21 protein-coding genes are annotated in these 17,962 nt (G+C 71.2%); 6 read left to right on the top strand and 15 right to left on the bottom strand.

Annotated features, from left to right (window positions below):
- Window positions 1-45 precede the first annotated feature (45 nt).
- The 4 genes from ABD355_RS00655 to ABD355_RS00640 all read right to left on the bottom strand — a co-directional run bounded on the left by ABD355_RS00655 (window position 46) and on the right by ABD355_RS00640 (window position 3,893).
- A complete protein-coding gene (locus ABD355_RS00655; RefSeq protein WP_344397946.1) occupies window positions 46-546 on the bottom strand; it encodes a hypothetical protein in 501 nt (166 codons plus the stop codon).
- A 32-nt stretch (window positions 547-578) separates the two neighbouring features.
- A complete protein-coding gene (locus tag ABD355_RS00650) occupies window positions 579-1,763 on the bottom strand; it encodes a cytochrome P450 family protein (protein ID WP_344397945.1) in 1,185 nt (394 codons plus the stop codon).
- Window positions 1,764-1,920: 157 nt separating this feature from the next.
- Complete coding sequence (locus ABD355_RS00645; RefSeq protein ID WP_344397944.1) at window positions 1,921-2,601, bottom strand: response regulator transcription factor; 681 nt, start codon at window positions 2,599-2,601, stop codon at window positions 1,921-1,923.
- 47 nt (window positions 2,602-2,648) lie between these two features.
- The gene (locus ABD355_RS00640) at window positions 2,649-3,893 is read right to left on the bottom strand and encodes a sensor histidine kinase (protein WP_425585687.1); all 1,245 of its coding nucleotides are present in this window, start codon (window positions 3,891-3,893) and stop codon (window positions 2,649-2,651) included.
- 168 nt (window positions 3,894-4,061) lie between these two features.
- On the opposite strand from ABD355_RS00640, the gene ABD355_RS00635 reads away from it, so the two are divergent.
- A complete protein-coding gene (locus ABD355_RS00635) occupies window positions 4,062-4,262 on the top strand; it encodes a hypothetical protein (RefSeq protein WP_344397942.1) in 201 nt (66 codons plus the stop codon).
- A 61-nt stretch (window positions 4,263-4,323) separates the two neighbouring features.
- On the opposite strand, the gene ABD355_RS00630 is transcribed toward ABD355_RS00635, so the two are convergent.
- The 4 genes from ABD355_RS00630 to ABD355_RS00615 form a co-directional block, all read right to left on the bottom strand.
- Window positions 4,324-4,719 (bottom strand): guanyl-specific ribonuclease, encoded by a 396-nt coding sequence (locus ABD355_RS00630; RefSeq protein WP_344397941.1) that lies wholly within the window; start codon window positions 4,717-4,719, stop codon window positions 4,324-4,326.
- Window positions 4,720-4,804: 85 nt separating this feature from the next.
- Window positions 4,805-5,710 (bottom strand): DMT family transporter, encoded by a 906-nt coding sequence (locus tag ABD355_RS00625; RefSeq protein WP_344397940.1) that lies wholly within the window; start codon window positions 5,708-5,710, stop codon window positions 4,805-4,807.
- A 91-nt stretch (window positions 5,711-5,801) separates the two neighbouring features.
- Window positions 5,802-6,428, bottom strand: coding sequence for a dihydrofolate reductase family protein (locus ABD355_RS00620; RefSeq protein ID WP_344397939.1), 627 nt, complete (start codon window positions 6,426-6,428; stop codon window positions 5,802-5,804).
- A gap of 103 nt (window positions 6,429-6,531) precedes the next feature.
- Window positions 6,532-7,347 (bottom strand): AIM24 family protein, encoded by an 816-nt coding sequence (locus tag ABD355_RS00615; RefSeq protein WP_344397938.1) that lies wholly within the window; start codon window positions 7,345-7,347, stop codon window positions 6,532-6,534.
- 118 nt (window positions 7,348-7,465) lie between these two features.
- Between ABD355_RS00615 and ABD355_RS00610 the strand changes: the two genes are divergently transcribed.
- The gene (locus ABD355_RS00610; RefSeq protein WP_344397937.1) at window positions 7,466-8,212 is read left to right on the top strand and encodes an SDR family oxidoreductase; all 747 of its coding nucleotides are present in this window, start codon (window positions 7,466-7,468) and stop codon (window positions 8,210-8,212) included.
- 188 nt (window positions 8,213-8,400) lie between these two features.
- Here the strand turns inward: ABD355_RS00610 and alc are convergent, their stop codons facing one another.
- Window positions 8,401-9,531, bottom strand: a complete 1,131-nt coding sequence (gene alc, locus ABD355_RS00605; RefSeq protein ID WP_344397936.1) for an allantoicase — start codon at window positions 9,529-9,531, stop codon at window positions 8,401-8,403.
- A gap of 52 nt (window positions 9,532-9,583) precedes the next feature.
- Entirely contained in the window at window positions 9,584-10,924 is a 1,341-nt protein-coding gene (gene allB, locus ABD355_RS00600) for an allantoinase AllB (RefSeq protein ID WP_344397935.1), read from the bottom strand.
- A 253-nt stretch (window positions 10,925-11,177) separates the two neighbouring features.
- On the opposite strand from allB, the gene ABD355_RS00595 reads away from it, so the two are divergent.
- Window positions 11,178-11,981, top strand: coding sequence for an IclR family transcriptional regulator (locus ABD355_RS00595; RefSeq protein ID WP_344397934.1), 804 nt, complete (start codon window positions 11,178-11,180; stop codon window positions 11,979-11,981).
- Window positions 11,982-11,999: 18 nt separating this feature from the next.
- Here the strand turns inward: ABD355_RS00595 and ABD355_RS00590 are convergent, their stop codons facing one another.
- Window positions 12,000-12,287, bottom strand: coding sequence for a DUF5955 family protein (locus ABD355_RS00590; protein ID WP_344397933.1), 288 nt, complete (start codon window positions 12,285-12,287; stop codon window positions 12,000-12,002).
- 215 nt (window positions 12,288-12,502) lie between these two features.
- Here ABD355_RS00590 and ABD355_RS00585 point away from each other — a divergent pair, with 215 nt between their 5' ends.
- Both ABD355_RS00585 and aceB read left to right on the top strand, forming a co-directional pair.
- Window positions 12,503-13,102: a nucleotidyltransferase family protein gene (locus ABD355_RS00585; protein WP_344397932.1), complete on the top strand. Its 600-nt coding sequence runs from the start codon at window positions 12,503-12,505 to the stop codon at window positions 13,100-13,102.
- A gap of 202 nt (window positions 13,103-13,304) precedes the next feature.
- Window positions 13,305-14,930 carry a malate synthase A gene (gene aceB, locus ABD355_RS00580; RefSeq protein WP_344397931.1) on the top strand — a complete coding sequence of 542 codons (1,626 nt, stop codon included), beginning with the start codon at window positions 13,305-13,307 and terminating at the stop codon, window positions 14,928-14,930.
- 15 nt (window positions 14,931-14,945) lie between these two features.
- Here aceB and ABD355_RS00575 read toward each other — a convergent pair whose 3' ends face one another.
- From ABD355_RS00575 to ABD355_RS00560, 4 genes are all read right to left on the bottom strand, one after another.
- Window positions 14,946-15,236: an Rdx family protein gene (locus ABD355_RS00575; protein ID WP_344397930.1), complete on the bottom strand. Its 291-nt coding sequence runs from the start codon at window positions 15,234-15,236 to the stop codon at window positions 14,946-14,948.
- Window positions 15,233-16,147 carry a HipA family kinase gene (locus ABD355_RS00570; RefSeq protein ID WP_344397929.1) on the bottom strand — a complete coding sequence of 305 codons (915 nt, stop codon included), beginning with the start codon at window positions 16,145-16,147 and terminating at the stop codon, window positions 15,233-15,235. Before ABD355_RS00570 ends, ABD355_RS00575 begins: the two co-directional genes overlap by 4 nt.
- 311 nt (window positions 16,148-16,458) lie before the next feature.
- Window positions 16,459-16,902, bottom strand: a complete 444-nt coding sequence (locus ABD355_RS00565; protein ID WP_344398123.1) for a hypothetical protein — start codon at window positions 16,900-16,902, stop codon at window positions 16,459-16,461.
- A 61-nt stretch (window positions 16,903-16,963) separates the two neighbouring features.
- Complete coding sequence (locus ABD355_RS00560; protein ID WP_344397928.1) at window positions 16,964-17,419, bottom strand: ATP-binding protein; 456 nt, start codon at window positions 17,417-17,419, stop codon at window positions 16,964-16,966.
- 273 nt (window positions 17,420-17,692) lie between these two features.
- On the opposite strand from ABD355_RS00560, the gene ABD355_RS00555 reads away from it, so the two are divergent.
- A complete protein-coding gene (locus ABD355_RS00555) occupies window positions 17,693-17,923 on the top strand; it encodes a DUF397 domain-containing protein (RefSeq protein ID WP_344397927.1) in 231 nt (76 codons plus the stop codon).
- Window positions 17,924-17,962: the final 39 nt, after the last annotated feature.

The raw sequence follows: 17,962 nt of genomic DNA, 5'->3' as shown, positions 1-17,962 counted from the left end.
AGAGAGGTGTTCCTGCGGAGCCTCCGGGGCGGGTGCAGTCGGCGTTCAGGTGACCAGGCGTATCGCGGGAGCCGCGGCGTCCGTCGCCATGAGGGACTCGCAGTGGGCACATCTCAGTTCGTACGGCCGGACCAGATTGGTCTGGATGCTGTTCGTGCCCGACTCCTTGGTCTTCGGGCAGTAGTGGCGCAGGTTCAGACGCACCCAGGGGTGACTGGTGGGCGCCAGGCCCCTTCTGCCGTCCTTCACGTCCTCGAAGGGGGCCCACCAGAAGTCCACCAGGGCCCGCAGTGCGAGCCGCTCGGAACCGGAGGTCGTGTCGTACGCGGCGATCCGGCCCGCGGTGTAGTGGCTGCGGAAACCGCTGCGGCTGCCGGAGCACAGCGCCCGTTCGGCACCGCGCTCGTAGACCGTGGTGCGGCCGGTCCGCTCGCAGATGAAGCAGTCCACGCTGAACTCGAGCTTGGAACTCCAGTGCAGCTGGTGGGAGTTGTCGCCGCCGAGCGGTCCGGTCAGCTCGGCGGTGATCTCCGCGGTGCGCAGCACGCATGCCCCCTGGGAACGTCCGGATCGGTGTTCTACCAGCGCACCGGCAGGCTGCGCACCCCGCGCATCAGCATGCCGGGGAGCCAGTCGCCCGGTGGGGCGTCGAGGGCCAGGCCAGGGGCGCGTTGCAGGAGGGTGCGGATCGCCGTGCGGGCTTCGAGGCGGGCCAGGGGGGCGCCGAGGCAGTAGTGGATGCCGTGGCCGAAGGCCAGGTGGCCGCGGGTGTCGCGGTGGATGTCGAAGCGGTCCGGGGCGGGGTAGCGCAGTCCGTCGCGGTCGGCCGCGGTGAGGCCGACCATCACGAAGTCGCCCTTCTCTACCCGGGTGCCGCCGATCTGAAGGGGTTCGGCCGCGAACCGGAACGTGGCGTTCTCCACCGGTCCCTCGTAGCGCAGCGTCTCCTCGACCACGCCGTCGACGAGGTCCAAGTCGTTGCGCACGGCGGCGAGTTGGTCCGGGTGGGTGAGCAGGGCGTGGACCGCGTTGCCGATCAGGTTGACCGTCGTCTCGTGCCCGGCGATGAGCAGGATGAAGGCCATGCCGCGCAGTTCGCCCGGGGAGAGCCGGTCGCCGTCCTCGGCGGTGGTGCGGATCAGGTCGCTGAGCAGGTCGCCGCTCGGCCCCGCGCACCGCTTGTCCTCGATCAGCCCGGTGAGGTACTCGGCGAGCCGCACGAAGGCGTCGTGCTCGCTGTCCGCGCTGGTCGGCGCGACCGCCTCGGTCGACATCTTGCGGAACTGCGTGCGGTCCATCTCCGGTACGCCCAGCAGCTCGCAGATCACGGTGATCGGCAGCGGGTACGCGAAGGAGTCCACGAGGTCGGCGCGGCCGCGCGGCAGCATCCCGTCGAGCAGTTCGTCGGTGATCTGCCGGATCCGCGGCCGCAGTTCCTCCACGCGGCGCATGGTGAAGGCCCTGGAGACCAGTGCGCGCAGGCGCGTGTGCTGCGGCGGGTCGGCGCCCAGGAGGTACTTCCCGATCAGCTCCTCGTCGAGGAACACCATGCCGATCCTGCTGCCGTCCTTGGCCAGCCGCGGGTCGGTGAGCGCCGTGCGCGCCTCCTCGTGGCCGACGACGAGCCAGGTCACGTGGTGCTCGTCGGGCGGGGGCAGCCGCACCCGGTGCACCGGCCCGCGCTCGCGCAGTCGCGCGTACACGGGATGCGGGTCCTCGCGGAACCCGTCGCCGAACTCCCCCAGGTCGATCACGTCCGTCATGTTCTCCCCGTCCCGCCCCGTCCCCCGCCCGGTTTTCCCCCGGTGCATCGACAACGCACGGCAGGCTGCGTCAGTGCCCGTCCGCCGGACAGATCCCGCGGGGCGCGAAAGCCACGACGACGCCGCGGACGATCGACCGGCGCATCCCGCGGAGCGCTCAGTGCCCGTTCCCCTCCGATTCCTCCAGTAGGCCCGCGTCGTACGCCAACAGGGCGATCTGCACACGGTTGTTGAGGTCGAGCTTGGCCAGGATGCGGGAGACATGGGTCTTGACGGTGGCGACGCTCATGAAGAGCGTCGCGGCGATCTCCGCGTTGGACAGGCCGCGGCCGACCGCGACGGCGACCTCGCGTTCGCGGTCGTTGAGGGTGCCGATGCGCACGCGCGCGTGCGTGCGCCGGGTGTCGGCTCCGGAGCCCGCGGCGTGCTCCATCAACTGCCGTGTGACGGTGGGCGACAGCACGGGGTCGCCGACCGCGACCCGGCGCACGGCGTCGACGATCTCGGCGGGCGGGGTGTCCTTGAGGACGAACCCGGCGGCACCCGCCCGCAGGGCGCGCAGCACCTGTTCGTCGGCGTGGAAGGTGGTGAGGACCACGACCTGCGGGGCGTCCTTGCGGTCCCGCAGCCGCTCGGTGGCCGTGAGGCCGTCCACCGACGGCATCCGGATGTCCATCAGGACCACGTCCGGGCGGGTGCGGTCGACGAGTTCCTCGACCTCGGCGCCGTCGGCGGCCTCGCCGACGATCTCGATGTCCTCGGCGCCGCCCATCATCAGGGACAGCCCGGCCCGCACCAGGGGGTCGTCGTCGACGAGGAGCAGTCTGATCGCAGTCATGGGCCTTACGTAATCACGGTGGGCGGGGCCGCCGCGCCCGGGTCGCCTCATCCCCAGGGCAGCCAGGCCCGCACCCGGAACCCGCCGTCCGGCTGCGGCCCGTGCTCGAGCCGTCCGCCGGTCAGGGTGGCCCGTTCCGTCAGCCCGATCAGCCCCTGCCCGGAGCCGGGCACGGCGGGCACCTCCCCCTCCGGGGCGGGATTGCGTACGTCCACGACGAGGCCCTCGCCCGGGGTGCCCGTGACGGAGACGGTGACCTCGGTGCCGGGGGCGTGTTTGCGGGCGTTGGTCAGGGCCTCCTGGGCGATGCGGTACGCGGTACGGCCGACGGAGGAGGGGACGGCGGCGGGGTCGGTGACGCGGCTTGCGAGGGTGACCTTCATGCCGGCCTCGCGGCACTCGGCGACCAGCCCGTCCAGCGCGGCGAGCGTCGGCTGCGGGCGGCCCGCGTCGTCGGGCTCGCCCGCCCGCAGCACGCCGATGATCTCCCGCAGGTCCTGGAGGGCCTCGTGCGCGCTCTCACGGATGACGCCGGCCGCCCGCGCGACCTCCTCCCGGGGTGCGTCGGGCCGGAACTCCAGGGCGCCCGCGTGCACGCTCAGCAGGGTCAGCCGGTGCGCGAGGACGTCGTGCATCTCGCGGGCGATGGCCTCGCGGGCCAGCCGCTGGGCCTGCTCGGCGCGCAGCTGGGCCTCCGTCTCGGCCCGCCGAGCGCGGTCGCGCAGGCTCACCATGAGCTGGCGCTTGGACCGGACGAACATGCCCCAGCCGATGACGGTGAGGGTGAGCAGTTCGGCGAACGCGACCGCCCCGGCGTACTGCAGGTCGGGGTCCGGGCGCAGCCAGAAGAACGGCGGGATCAGCGCGAGGGAGATGCCACCGATCCAGGCGACGTACCGGAAGGGCCGGTGCACGGCGAGGGTGAAGACGGCGATCATGCCGGCGCCGCCCGCCGTGTTCGACAGGAGGCCGACGGGGATCATCGCGACGGCGAGCCCGAGCGGCCAGCGGCGGCGCGCCCACACCGCGGCGCAGGACAGCGCTCCCAGCAGCTGGTCGACGACGGCGAGGGCGTGCGGGGTGTGCGTGTCGTGGTGCAGGGTGTTCGCGGCCGCAAGACCGATGGCGACGGCGAGCAGGAAGCAGGTGAAGTCGACGACCCAGTCCCGCACGGTGCGCCGGGGCCGCCCGGCGTCGGGGTCGATCTCGTGCAGCAGCGCCGACGGGAACAGCCATCTGCGGCCGATGACCCCCGCGGCCGGTGTCGGCTTGTCATCCCTCACGGTCGACAAATCTACGCAGTGCGGCGACCCGTCACCGCTCCACACGGAGGATCCCCGACCAAAGTTGCACCACTGGAGACTTTCGGCGCGCGCCACCGCCGGACGGTGGACTTCCGGCCGCTACGACTCGCCCCGCGGCCGATGTCTGTGGGGAGTCCGCGGGGCGAGGGTCGGAGTATGAAGCAGCTGCTGGAGCTACTCGGATTCATCGCCCTGGTGCAGGGCGTGCTGGGCCTGGTGCACGAGTTCACCCACTGGCATGTGGGCCTCGTGCAACGGCTCGGCTTCCTCGACGGCTACGGGGTCTACGCGAGCGTCGCCCTGGTGGTGCTGGCGCTCGCGCTGTTCGCCGCCGCGGAGAGCCGGAAGTCCGGATGAGCGCCACCGGACTCCCGGCTGGTCACGCCGTTCCCTCGGAGCGACTGAGTGGGGAAGTCGCTCAGCAGCTGAAGTCGATCAGGTCGAACGTCGCGTAGTGGTCCGAGGTGTAGTAGTCCTCCTGGGACTGCTCACCGGTCACGATGCGGCGGGCACCGCGCGTGGGCGAACCGGGCGTGATGACCGTGTACTCGTGGTAGTACCCGGACGCCTGGCTGGGCAGGACGCCTTCACGGTTGGTGAAGACGACGCCGTCCTGCCGGTACGGGAACGGACCGCCCTGGTCGATCAGGTCGAGGGTGTCGTGCGCCTGGGAGGGCAGGGAGTTGTAGCAGATGCTGCCGACGGAGTCGGCCGCGGCGTCCGCGCTGGTGGCGGTGACGGCGCCGCCCACGAGGAGGGCGGACAGCAGAACGGCTGCGGCACCGATGCGAGTGGTGCGTGTGGGGGTTGTCATGCCCTCATGATGACGCGCGTAGACAGTGGCATGTCAATGTCAAGTCCGGAGATTTTCCCGTCAAGTCCGATGAGTTTTCCGCACGTTAACCTGCGGCCCTGCGTCCCCACGCGGTCCCCACAAGCACCAGCGCGCCGCCCGCCAGTCCGAGCGCGCCGAGCCGTTCCCCGCCGAGCGCGATGCCGGCCGCGGCCGCCCACAGGGGCTCGGTGCCGAGCAGCAGGCTGACCCGCGACGGGGAGGTCCGACGCACGGCCCACATCTGCACGAAGAACGCGAACAGCGTGCAGCACACGGACAGGAACAGCAGCCCCGCCCACTCGCGCATCCCGAAGCCGGCCGCGGTGCCCCAGGGCGTGGCGTCGGCGCCGACGGACAGGGCCGCGAACACCGCGACGGCGGCGCCCAGTTGGACCGTGGTGAGCGGCAGCGCGTCGGCGCCCCGGACGGCCTTGATGCGGGCCATGGCGAGGACGTGCACGGTGCGGGCGAGGGCGGCGAGCAGCATCAGCAGGTCGCCGAGGGAGGGGCGGGTGAAGCCGCCGCCCTGGGTGAGCAGGACGACGCCGAGCACGGAGAGGCCGGCCGCCGCGAGGAACGCCCGCGGGGGCCGGACGCGTGTGACGGCGGCCTCGGCGAGCGGGGTGAAGATCATGGTGAGGCTGATGATGAGGCCGGCGTTGGTCGCCGAGGTGTGCACGACGCCGTACGTCTCCAGCAGAAAGATCCCGCCGAGGATCAGACCGAGCAGAGCGGCGCCGCGCCACTGGGCGGCGGTGAGGGCGCGCAGGGAGCGCCGCGCGAGGACGGCGAGCACCGGCAGGACCACGGCGAAGCGCAGCACCAGGACGGCGAGTACCGTCCGGGCGGTGGTGATGTCCTTGGCGGCGAGATAGCTCGCACCCCACACCACCGCGACGAGCAGCACGGGCAGATCGGTGAGCCAGGCTCGGCGGGGCGCCAGCGGGCGCGGTACGGCGATCGACGACATGGGGGCGGCTCTCCCGGTCTCCGACGGGTGTGCGGAGACGTCGGCGGCTCCCACGGGGAGCGATCACCGTACCGGCGCGGCTGATCTGCGGCTAGGCGTTTTCCGGGAGCTCGTACGAGCCGTAGTCGGGCCGGCCGGCCACGTCGTACGACTGGATGGAGACCCCGGCGGGGGTGGTACGGCCGCCCGTGTGGCGGAACTTGGTCGGTACGGCACCCTCCCTGAAGAGACGGAGGCCGGTGCCGAGCACCACCGGGAACGTCACCAGGTGGACGGTGTCGACGAGGCCCAGGTCCAGCAGGGACTGGACGAGGGCGCCGCTGCCGTGCACCTGGAGCTCGCCGTCGGTGCGCTCCTTGAGGGCGGTGACCTCCTTGGCGAGGTCGCCGCCGATCACCGTCGTGCCGGACCAGGCGGGGTCGCTGAGGGTGGCCGACGGGACGTACTTGGGCAGCGCGTTCAGCTGGGCGGCGATGCGGTTGGCGGGGTCGGTCACCTTCGGCCAGTACGAGGCGAAGATGTCGTACGTACGGCGGCCGAGGAGGAACGCGGCGGGGCGCTCGAAGACCTCGCCGACGAACCGGCCGAAGTCCTCGTCGCCGTAGACGAAACTCCAGCCGCCGTGCTCGAAGCCGCCCCGGGTGTCCTCCTGGGGGCCGCCGGGGGCCTGGTAGACGCCGTCGAGAGTGACGAAGATCGTGGAGACGAGCTTGCCCATGGCGGGTGCCTGCTTCCTGGTGTGGGGTCTGTTGTCATCACCTCAGACCCCACGGGCCCCCGCAACTCATCGGTCGGTCCTGCGGCACCTCACCCGGCGCGCGTCATCCGGCGTTGGTGGAGAACAGGCCGCCCGTCGGGCCCTGCTTGTCGCCGCCCTGGGCCTTCTTCAGGGCGTTCGCCAGGCTCTCGATGGTGAGCGACTGCAGGATCACCCGGCCGTTGCCCTCCAGGGTCGCCAGGGACAGGCCCTCGCCGCCGAAGACGGCGTTCATGATGCCCTGGCGGTTGAGGCCTCCGACGCGCTGGACGCCGTACTGGATGCCCTCCTCGAAGGCGACGACGCAGCCCGTGTCGACCTCGATGCGGCCGCCGAAGTCGGCCGGGTTCAGGTCGATGAAGTTGCCGGCGCCCGCGATGATCACCGTGCCGTACCCGGTGAACTTCTCCAGGATGAAGCCCTCGCCGCCGCTCATGCCGGTGCGGCCGCCCTGGAAGGCGATGCCGAAGTCGACGGTGGACTCGGCGGCCACGAAGGCGTCCTTCTCGGCGAACCACGCGCGTGTGCCGTCCAGTTCCAGGGCGCGCATCTCACCCGGGAGCACGCCCGCGAAGCCCACGGTGCCCTCGCCGCCCTGTGCGCTGAAGTACTGGAACGCCATCGACTCGCCCGCGAGCATGCGCTGGCCGACCTGCATGGCCGTGCCCATGGCCTGGCGCAGCATGCCGCCCATGCCGCCGCCACCGCCGCCCTGGGACTGCCCGCCGCTGTTCGACGGACCGGAGAGGCGGGTCTCCATGGTCACGTTCGTCGTCTTGAACAGGAACTTCCCCGCCTCGCAGTAGACGGTCTGGCCGGGGCTCAGGTTGACGACCGCCATCTGCATGGCGTTGCCGACGATCTCTTGCTGAAGTGTCACGTGAGGAGAACGCGGGAGGTGGAGGAAAGAGTTCCGGCCTTCCGGTGTGTTCCGGCCACTCGATCTCGGTGTCCGTTGGCCGCCAGCGTCGGCGCGCTGCCGGCGCTGGGATGGACCCATGACGACGACTTACGGAACTCTCGACGGCAAGGTGGCCCTGGTGACCGGCGGCAGCCGTGGCATCGGTGCGGCGACGGCGCTGCGGCTCGCCCGGGACGGCGCGGACGTGGCCGTGACGTATGTGAACGGCAAGGATGCGGCCGCGGACGTCGTACGGCGGATCGAGGCGCTGGGGCGGCGGGCGGTGGCCCTGCGGGCGGATTCCGCGGACGCGGAGGAGGCGGTGGCGGCGGTGGAGCGCACCGCCGAGGCGCTGGGTGGGCTGGACGTGCTCGTGAACAACGCGGGCGTGGGCGTGCTGGGACCGTTGGACGGTCTGGCGCTCGCCGATGTCGACCGGGTGCTCGCCGTGAACGTCCGGGGGGTGTTTCTGACCTCGCAGGCGGCGGCCGCGAGGATGGCGTCCGGGGGGCGGATCATCACGATCGGTACGTGTATGACTCAGCGGGTGCCGTGGGCGGGTGGGACGCTGTACGCGACGAGCAAGGCGGCGCTGGTGGGACTGACGAAGGCGCTGGCGCGGGAGTTGGGTGGGCGGGGGATCGCGGCGAACATCGTGCATCCCGGGCCGATCGACACGGACATGAATCCGGCGGATGGGCCGTCCGCGGCGGATCAGGCGGCGATGACGGCGATCGGTCGCTACGGGACGGCGGAGGAGGTGGCGGGGATGGTGGCGTATCTGGCGGGGGCCGAGTACGTCACCGGGGCGGAGTTCGCGGTGGACGGCGGGTTCGCGGCGTGATGCCGTGGAGGGTTTTCGCCCCCGCCGCCCCTGCCCGTCCCGTACCTGGGGGCTGCCGCCCCCAGACCCCCGCTTCGGCCTGAACGGCCTCGTCCTCAAACGCCGGACGGGCTGAAAAAACTCAGCCCCTCCGGCGTTTGATGAGTGGGGGTCCGGGGGCCGGCCCCCGCGTCCGGCAACGGGCCTGGTCAGCCGCCCAGTTCCTGGTGACGGGCCGCCAGCGCCGTCGCGCCGGCCTCCGTCAGGGAGCCGTACAGCCGCAGCCGCGAGATGCCGCCGTCCGGGAAGATGTCCACGCGCGCGTGGGTGCCGACCGCCGGGTTCGGCAGGACGAAGCGGTGGTTGGTGTCGGGCTGCAGGCGGGTGCGCGGCAGGATCTCGCGCCAGTCGCCGTCCTCACCGTCCTTCACCGACACCGAGGCCCAGCCCGCGCTGTTCCCCTTCAGATACGCCGTGTCGATCTCGATCGCACGGATCTGGGACTGGGCCGCCAGGCGGTAGCGGATCCAGTCGTTGCCCTGGTCGCGGCGGCGGCGCGTCTCCCAGCCGTCGTCCATCTTGCGGGAGCGGCCCGGCTGGATGGTGTTCGTGGCCGGGGAGTAGAAGAGGTTGGAGGCGTCCTCGGCCTGGCCGCCGTTCTCCAGGGCGACGACGTCGAAGGTGCCCAGGGTCGCCAGCCACTGCGGGTCCGGGACGACCTCGCCGTGGACGCGCAGGCGCGCGATGCCGCCGTCGGGGTGCTGGTTGACCCGCAGATGCGTGAAGCGCTGCTCGACGGAGACGGAGAAACCGTTCGCCGCGTGGCCGCCCACCGAGGTGCGCGGGACGAGGGTCGTCCACTTCACGTCGTCGCCCAGGAGCTCCTCCGGGGACGGAGAACCGGGTACCGAGGTGCCCTCGACCGAGACCGCCTGCGGGTAGTTGCCGCGGAAGTGGGCCGTGTCGACCACGATCCCCCGGATCACGCCCGGCGCTCCCAGCCGGACCAGCGCCCAGTCGTGGTCCTCGGCCGTGGGCCACGGGTGGTCGGCCGAGGCGCCGCGGCGGCGGCGGGTCTCCCAGCCGTCCATGATCTTGCCCTTGTGCCCGAAGTGCTCGGGGTCGAACTCGGCCCGCTCGGGCACCAGCAGGTTCTCGCGCTGGGCGAAGAACTCGTCGTTGGCGGCGATCACACCGGCCCCGAGGCGCCGGTCGGCGAGGTTGGCGTACTGGGTGAAGGGGAAGTCGGCGGTGCGGTAGTCGGCGTACGGGTCACCGCCTCCGTACGGGTTCGCGTCGCCGGTGAAACTGGCCAAACGGGATGGATGCTGCGCCGTCACGGTGATCAGATCGTCCTTTCGGGGTCGGCCGCTGCGGGTGCGGGAGTCTCGTTCAGTTGTCGCGGGTGAGCAGCTGCCCCTTCGGCTCGGTGAACTCGCCGTCGGCGACGATGCGTTCGCCACGGAGCCAGGTCGACTTCACGACGCCGTACAGGGTCTTGCCCGCGTACGCCGTCACGCGGTTGCGGTGCTGGAGGGCCGCCGGGTCCACGGTGAACGTCTCGTCGGGGGCGAGGACCGCGAAGTCGGCGTCGCGGCCGGCCTCGATGGCGCCCTTGCGGGTGTCCAGGCCGACCAGTTCCGCCGTGCGTGAGGACATCCAGCGGACCACGTCCTCCAGGCCGTGTCCGCGCCTGCGCGCCTCGGTCCAGACCGCGGCCAGGCTCAGCTGGAGGCCGGAGATGCCGCCCCAGGCGGTCGCGAAGTCGTCCGTCTTGAGGTCGGCCGTGGACGGGGAGTGGTCGGTGACCACGCAGTCGATGGTGCCGTCCGCCAGCGCCTGCCACAGCAGGTCCTGGTTGGCCGCCTCGCGGATGGGCGGGCAGCACTTGAACTCGCTTGCGCCGTCCGGGACTTCCTCGGCCGTCAGGGTCAGGTAGTGGGGGCAGGTCTCGACCGTGATGCGCACACCCTCGGATTTCGCCTCGGCGATCAGCGGCAGCGCGTCGCTCGAGGACAGGTGCAGGACGTGCACGCGCGCGTCGAGGCGTTTCGCCTGGCCGATGAGCTGGGCGATCGCCGTGTCCTCGGCGTCGCGCGGGCGGGAGGCGAGGAAGTCGGCGTACTTGGGGCCGCCGTGCTGCGGGGCCGCCTCCAGGTGGTGCGGGTCCTCGGCGTGCACGATCAGCAGGCCGCCGAAGGAGGCGATCTCGGCCAGGGACTGGGCGAGCCGGTCCTGGTCGAGGTGCGGGAACTCGTCCACCCCGGACGGCGACAGGAACGCCTTGAAGCCGAAGACTCCGGACTCGTGCAGCGGGCGCAGGTCCTTGATGTTGTCGGGCAGGGCGCCGCCCCAGAAGCCGACGTCGATGTGCGCCTTGTCGGCGGCGACCGCCTGCTTCGTACGGAGGTTGTCGACCGTCGTGGTCGGCGGCAGGGAGTTGAGCGGCATGTCGACGAGGGTGGTGATGCCGCCGGCCGCCGCCGCGCGGGTGGCCGTCCAAAAGCCCTCCCACTCGGTGCGTCCGGGGTCGTTGACGTGCACGTGCGTGTCGACCAGGCCGGGCAGCAGGACGTGGTCGCCGAAGTCCTCCAGGCGGGCGTTCGAGGGTACGGCGACCTCGTACGGGAGCACGGCCGTGATTCTGCCGTCGGCGACCGTGACCGTGGCGGGACGCGTCCCCTCGGGTGTGATGACGCGCGTCGAGCGCAGCACCAGTTCTGTGTCGGACACCCGGACCCCTCTCAGCCGCCGCGATTTACTTCCACGTAACGGAATTCAACTTTCTGTTGAAGGAGTCTTCACTCCCGCTTCCACGCCGTCAAGGGCACACTTCTCCACAGTGCACCCGCTGCGCCCACTCTGGACGTTTCCACAAAGCGGAATTAGAATTCCAGCAAGCAGAACGTAGCTATGCACAAGCAGGGAGTCAACCGACCGGCGGGTAGGCTTCTGCCCTTCCCGCCAGTCCCGAAAGGAACGCGCCGTGCCGACGTCCAGCGCCAGCACCACCGACGCCGCCAAGTCCAACGGCGGTGGCGTCCAGTCCCTCGAGCGCGCCTTCGATCTGCTGGAACGGATGGCGGACGCGGGCGGCGAGGTGGGGCTCAGCGAGCTCTCCGCGAGCAGCGGGCTGCCGCTGCCCACCATTCACCGGCTGATGCGCACCCTTGTGGCCTGCGGATACGTCCGCCAGCAGGCCAACCGCCGGTATGCGCTCGGCCCGCGTCTGATCCGTCTCGGCGAGTCCGCCGCCCGGCTGCTCGGCACCTGGGCGCGCCCGTATCTGGCCCGCCTGGTGGAGGAGACGGGCGAGACGGCGAACATGGCGCTGCTCGACGGCGACGAGATCGTCTATGTGGCCCAGGTGCCGTCCAAGCACTCGATGCGGATGTTCACCGAGGTGGGCCGCCGGGTGCTGCCGCACTCCACGGGCGTCGGCAAGGCGCTGCTTGCGAACACCCCGGACGACGAGGTGCGCGCCCTGCTCTCCCGCACCGGCATGCCCGCCGCGACGGACAGGACGATCACCACGCCGGAGGGCTTCCTGGCCGCCCTTCAGGACGTGCGCCGGGACGGCTACGCGGTCGACGACAACGAGCAGGAGATGGGGGTGCGCTGCCTGGCCGTCTCCGTGCCCAACTCCCCCACCGCGGCCGCCATTTCGATCTCGGGCCCGGCGGGCCGGGTCACGGAGGCGGCCACGGACAAGATCGTGCCGGTGCTGCAGCAGGTGGCGGTGGAGCTGTCGGAGGCACTCGCGAGCTCGGGGCCCGTGGCCCAGATCTGAGCGGCCCCGACCGGCGGCTCAGCGGCGCGGTGGTTCCCCGAACAGGTCCACCGCGTTGCGCACCTCCGACAGACCCCTGGCCAGCGCGCTCACGGACCCGATCGCGCCGGCGATCAGCAGCAGCGACCGGCGCAGCCGGGGGATTTCGGGGGCGCCGTCGATCGTCATCGCGGCGAGGGCGGCGAGTTCGTCCTCGGCTATGCCGCGGTCGGGGAACTCGGCGGGATGCGCGGCGAGTTCGCGGCGCAGCCGGGACACCGCGGTCCGCAGTTCCGCCACTCTCGGGTCCTCGTCGCTGCCGGTCACTGGCCTCTGCCCCAAGCTCCGCAACACAGCTCTCCCCCTCGCACGCCCTCGTGCGCAGTTTCCTCGTGCTCCCGCAGTGCAGCCCCGTGGCGATGGTCGGGCGCCGGGGGACGCGGGTCAGTAAACGCCACCCGATGCCCCGTGCGCCACCGCGCGGACCGAAATTCAGCCCCCGGAAACCGGGCGCTCGCCCTGGCGTCAGGTATGCAGGACGCATGACGGAGAACGAACAGCAGGTGGCCGGGCTGGTCCTCGCCGCCGGCGGTGGCCGGCGGCTCGGCGGGCGCCCCAAGGCGCTGCTTCAGCACCACGGCCGGCCGCTCGTCGAACACGCGGTCGGTGTGCTGCGGGCGGCCGGCTGCACCCGCATCCATGTGGTCCTCGGGGCGCAGGCGGCCGCCGTACGGGAGCGCACCGCGCTGGAGGGGTGCGTGCTCGTGGAGAACCCGGACTGGGGCCGGGGCATGGGCACCTCACTGCGGGCCGGGCTGGACTCGCTCGCCGGAACGGGGGCCCGGGCCGCCCTCGTCTCGCTCGTCGACCAGCCGGGGATCGGTCCGCAGGCGGCAGGGCGGGTGCTGGCCGCGTACCGGGACGAGAGGTCCCTCGTCTCGGCCGCCTACGACGGCGTACGCGGCCATCCCGTCCTCTTCGGCAGCGCGCACTGGGCGGGCATCGCCGAGACCGCGACCGGGGACCGCGGGGCCCGCGCCTACCTCAAGGCGCACGAACCGGCGATCACGCTCGTCGAGTGCGGGGACGTGGCACAGCCGTACGACATCGACACGGAAGCCGATCTGGTCCACCTTGAGTGAACCTTGAACTTTGAGTGACGAAGGTGGCACTGAGCGCCACCTTCCCTCGACTCGGAGAATCTCGATATCAACAAACCATTGAACTTCCACAATGAGGAAACTAGTATCCACTGTTCAGAAGCGCCCTACCGCTCCAAGGGCGTCGCTCGCCGTACCCGGTTCGACTGGCACCCGGTGCCACCGCTGAAGGAAGTGACAGCTCATGTCCGCACCAGCGCCGTCCCCGCTGGCCATCGTCGACGCCGAGCCGCTGCCGCGGCAGGAGGAGGTCCTCACGGAGGCGGCCCTGGCCTTCGTGGCCGAGCTGCACCGGCGGTTCACGCCCCGGCGTGACGAGCTCCTCGCCCGCCGCGCGGAGCGCCGCGCCGAGATCGCCCGCACCTCCACGCTCGACTTCCTGCCGGAGACGGCCGCGATCCGCGCGGACGACTCCTGGAAGGTCGCCCCCTCCCCCGCCGCCCTGAACGACCGCCGGGTGGAGATCACCGGCCCCACCGACCGCAAGATGACCATCAACGCCCTCAACTCGGGCGCCAAGGTCTGGCTCGCGGACTTCGAGGACGCCTCCGCGCCGACCTGGGAGAACGTGGTCCTCGGTCAGATCAACCTGGCCGACGCCTACACCCGCACCATCGACTTCACCGACCCGGCGAGCGGCAAGTCGTACGCCCTGCGCCCGAACGAGGAGCTGGCGACGGTCGTGATGCGTCCGCGCGGCTGGCACCTGAACGAGCGCCACCTCGTCGACGCCGACGGCACTCCCGTCCCGGGCGCCTTCGTCGACTTCGGCCTGTACTTCTTCCACAACGCCCAGCGTCTGCTCGACCTAGGCAAGGGGCCGTACTTCTACCTCCCGAAGACCGAGTCGCACCTCGAAGCGCGCCTGTGGAACGAGGTGTTCGTCTTCGCGCAGGACTACGTCGGCATTCCGCAGGGCACCATCCGCGCCACCGTCCTGATCGAGACGATCACGGCGGCGTACGAGATGGAGGAGATCCTCTACGAACTGCGCGACCACGCCTCGGGGTTGAACGCGGGCCGCTGGGACTACCTGTTCTCCATCGTGAAGAACTTCCGTGACGGCGGCGCCAAGTTCGTCCTGCCGGACCGCAACGCGGTCACGATGACGGCCCCGTTCATGCGGGCGTACACCGAACTCCTCGTCCGCACCTGCCACAAGCGCGGCGCGCACGCGATCGGCGGCATGGCCGCGTTCATCCCCTCCCGCCGGGACGCCGAGGTCAACAAGGTGGCCTTCGAGAAGGTCCGCGCCGACAAGGACCGCGAGGCGAACGACGGTTTCGACGGCTCCTGGGTCGCGCACCCGGACCTGGTCCCGATCGCCATGGAGTCCTTCGACAAGGTCCTCGGCGACCGGCCGAACCAGAAGGACCGGCTGCGCGAGGACGTCCACGTCGAGGCGGCCGACCTGATCGCCGTCGACTCCCTGGACGCGAAGCCGACGTACAACGGACTGGTCAACGCCGTGCAGGTCGGCATCCGTTACATCGAGGCCTGGCTGCGCGGGCTCGGCGCGGTCGCCATCTTCAACCTCATGGAGGACGCGGCGACCGCGGAGATCTCCCGCTCGCAGATCTGGCAGTGGATCAACGCGGGCGTCGAGTTCGAGAACGGCGAGAAGGCCACCCCGGAGCTGGCCCGCAAGGTCGCCGCCGAGGAGCTGTCCCACATCCGTCAGGAGATCGGTGAGGAGGCCTTCGCGGCCGGTCACTGGCAGCAGGCCCACGACCTGCTGCTGCAGGTCTCCCTCGACGAGAACTACGCGGACTTCCTCACGCTGCCCGCGTACGAGCAGCTCAAGGGCTGACGTCCTCTTCGAGACCTACTCCTGCGAGACCTTGTCCGAGTGGCCCAGGGACCTTCCCGGGGCCACTCGGTCGCGTACGGCCTGCTTCACGGCCGTCGGCTCCGGGAAGCCCTGTTCGCGGCGGTCCCAGACCACCTCGTCGTCGACCCGGACGACGAAGACACCGCCGGTGCCGGGCTTGAGCGACAGCTCGGTCAGCTCCGCCTCGAAGGTGGTGAGCAGCTCCTGTGCCAGCCAGGCCGCGCGGGGCAGCCAGCGGCACTGGGTGCAGTACTCGATCTGTACTGCCGGTCCGACGCGGTTCATCCGAGGTGCACCGACCAATCCTGTTCCGCCGCCGGTTTGCCGTGCAGGTCGGGGACCCGCTTCAGCCAGTTCGGGCGGCCTTGCTGGGTACGCGCCGTCCGCAGGGCCTCCTCGGCGGCGAGTTCCTCCCGGGTGGGGAAGTCGGTGGGGAGCCACTCCGCGGAGGCCCGCACGCGCGTGTGGAGGTAGTCCACGTACGCGGCCCGGATGTCGTCCGGGGTCGCGAAGCCCTCCTCTCCGGCCAGCCAGGCGTCGGGGACCTCCGCGGCGATGTCCCGCAGCAGCTCCCGCGTCACCTTCGGCGCCAGCTCCGCGTCGGCGGCCCGTACCTCGGGGGCGTAGTGGCCGAGGGCGTGATGCCGGAAGTCGTACGCCTTGGTGGGGTCCGAGCTGTCCCAGCGGTGGTGGAAGACGAGGGCCGCCCCGTGGTCGATCAGCCACAGCCGCGGCGGCGCGATCCCGAGCGTCGGCCAGACCATCAGGTTCGAGCTGTGGACCGTGCGGTCCACGTTCACGGTCAGCGCGTCGAGCCAGACGATGCGGCCCGCCTCCAGCGCATCGACCGGGAACGACTTCGCGACCTGAGGGGTGAAGTCCCGCGCGCCCGGCAGGTAGTCCATGCCGAGGTTGATCCCCGCGCTGGCGCTGTGGAGCTCCCGCACCTCCTGGTGGGGCTCGCTTTCGGCGATCGCCGGGTCGAAGTGCACCAGCACCAGCTCGGGAAAGCGCAGCCCGAGCGCCCGCGCCAGCTCGCCGACGATCACCTCGGCGACCAGCGCCTTGCGGCCCTGCGCGGATCCGGTGAACTTCACCACGTACGTCCCCAGGTCGTCGGCCTCGACGACTCCGGGGACGGAGCCGCCGGAGTGCAGAGGGGCGACGTAGCGGGTTGCAGTGACCTCTCTCAGCATTTCCTCAGGCCACCCCCAGCAGTCCGTCGATGGCCGTCCGCCCTCTGCTTCCGGCCTCCGGCATGGAGTGAGCATAGTAACCGAGGGTGATCGCCGGTGAGGAGTGCCCAAGCCATCAGATCGGCCGCTGTGATGTTCTCGGGAGACAGTGGCCCAGGTGCGGAACGATGTGCAGGCGCCGCGATGCGCGCGTCATGCAAAGCGGAGACGCCCCTGCCGCGCGACGCATCGTCTCGTGCGCTTCCAGAACCACCGCCCAGTGCACCTCCTGCAGGCCCACGGCCGTCGCTGCCGGGCCCCACAAGACCTCGTCAGGCAGCCAGTGCCGAAGCGAGTTCCTCGGTGGCCTGGACCAGTTCGGCATTCTGATCGTTCAGCAGTCGCGGGATGGCGCCGCTGTGTGCACGGACGGCGCGTCGGGCCGCGTCTTCCCAGGCAACGTAGTGGCCATGGCGGCGGCGCAGTTTCGGGTAGGCGGCGGCCGTGGTCTCCCACTGGCGCGCGCCGGCGATGTTCCGCAGCAGATCGAGGATCTGGGCGCGGCAGGTGACCTCGGGGCGCAGGGCGAGGTCCCACAGGAAGGGGACGGTGACGGCGGTCGCCTGGTCGACGACGAAGCCGTACCGGCAGATCCGGTTGCGCAGCCTTTCCAGCGCGGTGCGGGCTGCCCCCGCGTCGCCCGAGGCAAGGGCGGCGAGCAGGAAGGGGATGGCCGCAGCGGACCCCGTGGTGTCCTTGATCTCGCGCCAGGGCACCTGCGCCACCTCCCCGAGGGTGGCGGGCGACCGGTCGTGTCTCGCAAGCCCACTCATCGTGTCAGGGCGTCGCCGTCCCGTCGGTCCGGGCGCTGCGCCGGGTGGGCAGCATGGCCCAGACGGTCTTGCCGGTGGGGGCGGAGCGGGTCCAGCCCCAGTGTTGGGACAGGGCGTCGATGATGTGCAGGCCGCGGCCGTGCTCGTGGAGTTGGTCCGTTGTCCTCGGGCAGGCCGGCAGGGCGCTGCCCTGGTCGGTGACGGCACACACCAGGTGGTGGGGGCGCAGGGTGAGCTTCAGCCATACCTCGGGCTCGGCCCCGTCGGCGGGGTTGGCCGGCCGGGCGTGTACCACGGCGTTGGCGACGAGTTCGGAGACGATGCTCAGCGCGTCGTCACGGCAGTGGCCCAACTGCCAGACGGTGAGGGTGCGGTTGGTGAAGGCGCGCGCTTGGGCGCATTCATGACCGGTATCGGGCAGGCGCAGGGCGGCTGTTCTGGGCGCGCCATGCGTGCGCACATCCAGCGGTGCACTCCGATCGGCCGTGCTCGTAGCCGGGTTGAACAAGGCTGCTGGGTGCGCGGGCGACACAGCGCCTCCCTGAGAGGACGTCAGGAACGGGGCGTCTGCACGGAGATTGACGCCTTGGCTATTATCCACGCCGAGAGCGACTTCGTGCAATTTCACGGGAAATTGCGCGCGTCGAGAGGGAGACCGTCCCCGCACGTCGATGGTCCGCGCCCGTGGGACTGCAGGCCGCCGGCGTGACGGAACACATGCAAGGAGAGTGTCGTGCCGTCAGTTCAGAACGGGGTGCGGGCCAGTTCGCTGGGCGTGGACTGGATCAAGAGCCGTCACAGCAATGCCGAGGGGAACTGCGTCGAGGTGGCCGCCCTGCCCGGGGGAGGCATCGCCATGCGCAACTCCCGTGACCCGCACGGACCGGCTCTCGTCTACACGCCGGTCGAGGTGGCCGCCTTCCTGGCGGGCGCGAAGGACGGCGAGTTCGACCACCTGCTGTGACGCGGTCCCCGGCGGCCCGCTGCGGCCGAGGCATGCACA

The sequence above is a fragment of the Streptomyces longisporus genome, from assembly GCF_039532765.1.
Taxonomy (GTDB): Bacteria; Actinomycetota; Actinomycetes; order Streptomycetales; family Streptomycetaceae; genus Streptomyces; species Streptomyces longisporus.
Note: the sequence above shows the minus strand (reverse complement) of the source record. Positions and strands in the feature narration are given on the sequence as shown.